At 56.4% G+C, this 6,000-nt stretch carries 5 protein-coding genes; 3 read left to right on the forward strand and 2 right to left on the reverse strand.

Annotated features, from left to right (window positions below; genetic code table 11):
• The first annotated feature begins 518 nt into the window (after positions 1 to 518).
• The gene (locus IAE39_RS20775; RefSeq protein ID WP_201206028.1) at positions 519 to 1,253 is read left to right on the forward strand and encodes a hypothetical protein; all 735 of its coding nucleotides are present in this window, start codon (positions 519 to 521) and stop codon (positions 1,251 to 1,253) included.
• 237 nt (positions 1,254 to 1,490) lie between these two features.
• On the opposite strand, the gene IAE39_RS20780 is transcribed toward IAE39_RS20775, so the two are convergent.
• Positions 1,491 to 1,766 (reverse strand): DUF3077 domain-containing protein, encoded by a 276-nt coding sequence (locus IAE39_RS20780; RefSeq protein WP_201206030.1) that lies wholly within the window; start codon positions 1,764 to 1,766, stop codon positions 1,491 to 1,493.
• A gap of 760 nt (positions 1,767 to 2,526) precedes the next feature.
• On the opposite strand from IAE39_RS20780, the gene IAE39_RS20785 reads away from it, so the two are divergent.
• Together IAE39_RS20785 and IAE39_RS20790 are read left to right on the forward strand one after the other, a co-directional pair.
• On the forward strand, positions 2,527 to 4,782 hold the full coding sequence (locus IAE39_RS20785; RefSeq protein ID WP_201206032.1) for a helix-turn-helix domain-containing protein: 2,256 nt from the start codon (positions 2,527 to 2,529) through the stop codon (positions 4,780 to 4,782).
• A gap of 58 nt (positions 4,783 to 4,840) precedes the next feature.
• On the forward strand, positions 4,841 to 5,566 hold the full coding sequence (locus IAE39_RS20790; RefSeq protein WP_201206034.1) for a hypothetical protein: 726 nt from the start codon (positions 4,841 to 4,843) through the stop codon (positions 5,564 to 5,566).
• Between the two features lie 190 nt (positions 5,567 to 5,756).
• On the opposite strand, the gene IAE39_RS20795 is transcribed toward IAE39_RS20790, so the two are convergent.
• The coding region (locus tag IAE39_RS20795) for a DUF3077 domain-containing protein (RefSeq protein WP_201206036.1) at positions 5,757 to 6,000 on the reverse strand (244 nt) is incomplete at its 5' end.

Raw genomic sequence — 6,000 nt, forward strand, 5'->3', positions numbered from 1 at the left:
CGAGTCTCGAGGACGGGTTCGAGACGAATGGCAGTGCAGACTGTGATGGCATATTGACTTCATCTTGAGAAGGTGTGTACCGCCAGTTTTTCCGTACGTCCTTCATGTTTACGCCCAAAGCACGTTTTGGCGGTGAACTGGCTCACATTGCGATGCGTACTTCGCTACATTTCGGTGGTAGCAGCTGACAAGCTTTTGCCCCCAAAAGGTGATTCGAGCAGCTGTTTTATAATCATGCTTAAGCTTTACGGGCTACGCGACGGTATTGGGGCTGGAGCGTCGACCTCATTCCCGCACTTCCTTTGTTCTGTACGCGAATGCCTGTCAGCAGCGGCGAGGTTGTCAGCTTCAAATGGTGAGGCGCCTAGGGGGGAGAGGTGCAACATCAGTCGCGGAATCCACGTGCTTTTCAGCAAAATCCACAAAATTATGGCACCCTGCCAGTCCTCGCTAGCCTTTTGGCTCGACTCGTACCGTACCGGGCTACCTCCCCGGCACGCCTGCCTGACCGTGAACCGATGAACATCCCTAACATCAAGAAGTTGTTTATGCCTGATATTTCAGCAGACACAGCCAGCCTTATCCATGCCATAGCCTCTGCCACAGCGGTGATCGCAGCTTTGATCGCGGCCTGTGCAATGATCCTCGCCCACATGACCTCGGACGTGAAAAACCAGCATTCCGAATTGACCCTTTCGAGGGCCTCGCAGGAGGTTACCGTCGTCAATGAATCGGATGTGCAGGCGCAGTTGGAAATTCAGCAGCTCCTGGAGCAAAACGAGACGCTCAAGGCCGAACTCGAACGTGAGAGGGCTGAGCTGGAGCAGGAGAGGGCCGAGCGGCTGAAACTGGAAGCCAGCCTCAAACCCCGAACGCTGACGCCGCAGGCGCAGGACGCATTCAAGGCGTTGGCGGCTGATCTTAAGGCTAAAACGCTGGCACCGGTGGTACTGCTGAATATCCACAAGGAGGATAAAGAGGCGGTTCGCTTTGCCAAGGAAATCGCCGTGGCACTGACCAAGTCGGGTGTGCAGGTGCAGATCAAGCAACTGCCTCTGCAGAAGCACAATACCGGTACCCAGGTGGTTGTGTATGCCGGGGTGGGGGGTGATGAGCTTGAGCAGGCGTTCAAAGCGGCGGATTTCGCGTCTGATATCAAACGCTCGGGGCAGAGCCCGCGGGTGAAGGTTGATGATGGGGATGCGATTGCGATTTCGGCGTTTATCAGTGTTTATCCTCGAACGGTGATTTGAGGGGGCTGATAGGGGCTTTGGAGGGGGATGGCACCGGCTTTGCCGGTGTTCGCGGGGCAAGCCCGCTCCCACAGATGGCCATTCCGGTTTAGGGGTGGTTACCCGCGAAAGGGGGCTACTGTCCAGTTTTACCGGGCATTTGGTGGTGTCGGTGCGGGCGCATTCGCGGGTGAACCCGCTCCTACAAAAAAGCTCGGGAGGCGAGGCAGTGCCTCGCCTGGCTTGGGGTAGCGCGGTTTAGTGGCGCTTGTTCTTCGCAATCTCGATGTCGTTCATCAGGGCTTTGGCCATGGCCAGAAGGTAATCGGCTGCGCCCAGCATTTTGTGGTCGTCTTCCATGTCGCCTTCGCGCACCAGGTGCTTGCAGTAGCCCAGCAGGACGGAGACGTGTTCGTAGGCGTCGTCGACGGGGACGCCGGGTTGCACGCGCAGCAGGTCCAGGGTGGGGTTGCCGGCTTCGAGGAAGGTTTCGATGCCTGCGGTAAGGATGGGGGATTGGTCGATGTTTTTCATGGTAGTAGCTCCTGGTAATTGGAACTGCCACGCGAATCTTTCTCACGGATCAGGGCGGCAGTCGTACGCGGGGTGAGAAACCGAGGGAGCTACAAAGCCCGGCCAGACCGAGGTCTGCCCGCGTACGACCGCCATGACAGGCAAGCCAGGTAACTCGCATCAGGTTCTCACACCCGGTCACCAACATGGCGACCCGGTGACGTTATCCCTGGGGCATTTCCCCGACAATTCAGCTGCTTCTGACTGGTGTGTAGGATAGTTCGCCTGGTTATCCGAACTAAAGAGGTGGGGCTAGGTTTCAGGAAAGTCTGACGGGGTGGGTGTGCTGTGGGGCGGAAGGGGTTGCTCTGTGTATGGCGTATTTTGCGGGCTTGCTTTGTGGAAACCGGCAAGGCCCGTGGCAGTCAGCGGGCTGAATTCTTTGCGAGCGTGCTTTGATGCCGGTCAGTTAAGCCGATTGGGGCTGCTATGCAGCCCTTCGCAGGGCGCCACGCTTAGCCATTATGGGCTCTGCGCGACAGCGTAGCCCAACGGGCCGTGCGGGTTATAAGAAGGCTTGCTTCCCGTTTGCAAGGCGCCGCCGTTAAGTGGGCAGGGGGGAGGCTGGTGCACAGGTCGTAGCCGATAACGCCTTTAGGTTTCAGTCGATCGCGTTGCATTTTCCAGTGTCCGATCTTTTTTAGCCATATTTGGCTAGGATGGTATAGCCTTTTTCTGTGAGGCGGTGCTATTGTGCCAGCATTCGCTTCGAGGACTAGCCATGAGCCCCACTCTAAAGTCATCCGCTGCTGTCGACTTCATCCAGGCCATGAAAGCCAAGGCTGGCCTGAGCCAGTCCGAAATCGCCCGTAGGTCGAACGGCCAACTGCCCCAGCGAACCATTTCGCGCCTGGAGGCCGAGCCCTTTGCGGCGTCCGTAGACAAGTTATCGTTGTACCTGCAGATCATCGGCACGAGCATTTCCGAGATGGATCTGTTTATTCAAGCCACTGAGGTTAAAAGCATGGAAGGGCTGCATACTCGTACATCCAAAGTGATCGAAAAGGCCATTGCCGCGAATGTTCGAACGCTTGAACAGGCGCTGCAGGCACTGGGTGCCCAGGAGCGGGGGCGGGAGATTCTGAAGGCGCGGGGGGCTTTTTCTTGCATCGATGAATCGCTGGCAATGGTCAAAGCGATTGGCACCAAGCCCGTCATTGGCTTCTACGGGCTGTTCGACTCAGCCAAAAGCACGGTCATCAACTGCCTGCTGGGTGAGCGCTGGATGCCAGAGGGCTACCAGCCCGAGACCAGCATTGTGAACATCATCGCGCACACCGACGACAAGCCGGAGTGGATTGTGGGCGATGTGGCGGTGTTCAAAGAGGGCTTCAACCCCAACATGCTGAAGGACCAACAGCATGCGCAGAGCCTGTTGATCGAGCAGGGTGGCAAGGACATCCTCCAGCGGCTTGGCCGCCACCAGTACCTGGAAGGTTCGGCTGACCATAAAGAAGCCGCTATTTCCATGGTGTTCGTTGCGTCGGATGCACTTGAAGGTGTCTGGTTTATGGACACGCCGGGTGACTTGAATGGTATGGACGATGAAGGCTCGGACCGTCGCAGGGCCGAAAGCAGCCTTCATTTGTGCGATGGCATTGTATTTCTGAGCCCGATGACGGGTTTTCTTTCCGGCCCGGCCTTGGCCTATTTCAACTCGGTACTGAAAACTATTCCGCCATTGAACCGGGCGGGCGGCAAGGCGCTAGATCATGTTCGAATCATCATGTCTCATGCCCATACAGGGGTTACTGAGCGTGAGATTTTTGAGCTCAAGCAAAAAATCGGCAACAACTTCGATCGCCATGCTGGGGGCATCTTCAGCTATTGGGAGGAGGTGTCGGGTGTGCCGAAGGCCACCGCGCAAGAATTTCTCGATTGCGTGCAGCCTTTCTACCGCGAGGACGCGACCCGCTATGCCGGCACCGTTCAAACGATCCTCGCGCTAAGCGACTACTGCCAAAAGGTACGGGAAGAGCGTGTGGTGCAGAAGCTTGCCGACCTGCGTAGCAAGGGTGTGGCTCAACTGAAGTCGATGCGGGCAATGATCGAATCAGATAAACGTTCATGCGAAGAGCGGATAGAGGAGGCTGAAAGTAATTATGCGCGATTTCGCAGCGATGATCTCAAGCCTCTGAAAGAGAGCACGCGTGCGCTACTCAAACATATTGACGAGATCAAAAGCGACGCGCTTAGCGACCTGCGTACCTGGTACCAGTCCAACATGAGTGTCGAGGCCTTGGAAAGCTACATTGATGACTCGTTCGGGGATAAAAAACAGGCCCAAACTGACGCGCCAGCCATGGTCATGAGCCTTGTTGACCAGTGTGTCACCAAGCGCATGAAGCGTGACGCCACTCAGTATTCCCGTGAGCTGGACGAGCTACTGAAGCAATGGCAGGTCAAGGTCAACACCCAAGGTTGGCAATTGCAGCACCAAGGCATTGATGCTGTGACTGGCAGCTTTGATGCGCGTGCGTCCATGCTGGCCGGGATCGTCGGTTTGGGAAGCTACGGCGCGATGGCCGCTTATGTCGCTACCCTGGGTAATTTGGGGGGCTACATCATAGGTGCCAAGCTGGCAGGGCTCCTGGTGTCGGCAGGGTTGATTACTAACGTGACGGCTGTTTCCACTGTAATTGCAGCAGTCGGCGGTCCAGTGACCATCATCCTGGGCCTAGCTTTGATCGTTGCTGGTGCGATTTACAAGTTGTTTGGTGATCGCTGGCAGCGTTCCTTAGCCAAAGGCATCAGTGAAGAGATGGAAAAAGAAGGCGTGCTAGACCAGCTTCTGGATAGTGTTTCGGACTACTGGTCTGATACCGCCAAGGCCTTTAAGGTTGGCGTAGCTGCGCTGGAGAGCAGTACTGATGAATACTATCTCCAGCAAATTGAGCAGGCGCGCGTTCAGCACGACACGGCTGATCTAGAAGCCGCGTCCAAGTCACTTACCGCTGCACTGTCTGTGGTGGGCTGAGTAAGGCCCGTGCTGCCTTGCAACGCGATATCACTTCAAATTTCAGAGGATGATGAATTTGGCCGCGCCGTTAGTGATTGCGTTAGTCGGACTTGGAGGGTGGCTGGTTTCTAAGGCATTTTCCGATGATGACGCCGAACTTGATGATGAAGACGTTGACCGTACGTTACCCAACGCAAAGGGGCGGCTAACCAAAGCGATCAACAAACTTAATAAGAAAATGGAGTCTGTTGAAACCCTACGGAGAGGAATTTCCGGGGCTTCGGGTGTGATCAAGGCTATTGAGGGTGTGAACCAACAAATCGAGCATAACCGGGCGGCCATCATGCACGAGACAGTTCACCTTGAGCACCTGACGGGCGCCGCTTCGACGCTAGAGCGGGTCGGGGTTGAGCTGGCTGAAGCTTCCGAAAGCGTGGTGGTAGTGCCGCAGGTTGCTTCCAGGCGGCAGGCGCCTAAAGCCGTCCGGGCGATATCGCTGATGATGCCGGTAAAGGCTGAGGAGCCTGCCGCTTCGGTAGTCAAAGCTGGCTTCGCCATTGACCTAAAGACGGTGCACGATTACGACAAGGCTCGGCAGAAGGTCAACAAGATAATTCGGTGCGTTGAGGGGCATTTGGCAGAGGTGGACAAAGCAGTATCGGCACTAAGTGTGGCTGCCACGCAGCAGACGACAGGTGCGTCATTCGCGCTTTCGTTGGAGGCCGATTTGATGAGAGTTTTGACGTTTTACGCCAAACCGATACTTTCCAAGAAGGGGAACCTCACTAAAGCATACAAGTGAAACTGCTTGTTCTGCCGCGCCGCGTTGTTTTGTAAGCCGTTAGCCGAGACTAGCCAGCAATAGCACCACCGTGCTTTGCTGGCTGTTATTTGGCAAGCACGATTGCTTTGCGTGCCCTGCGACATTGGTCGCGGAATCAAAAAAGCTCGGCAGGCGAGGCATGGCCCCGCCTGGGTTTGGGTCGCGCGGTTTAGTGGCGCTTGTTCTTCGCAATCTCGATGTCGTTCATCAGGGCTTTGGCCATGGCCAGCAGGTAATCGGCTGCGCCCAGCATTTTGTGGTCGTCTTCCATGTCGCCTTCGCGCACGAGGTGCTTGCAGTAGCCCAGCAGGACGGAGACGTGTTCGTAGGCGTCGTCGACGGGGACGCCGGGTTGGACGCGGAGCAGGTCCAGGGTGGGGTTGCCGGCTTCGAGGAAGGTTTCGATGCCTGCG

This window comes from Pseudomonas sp. S37 (assembly GCF_016658545.1).
Lineage (GTDB): Bacteria > Pseudomonadota > Gammaproteobacteria > Pseudomonadales > Pseudomonadaceae > Aquipseudomonas.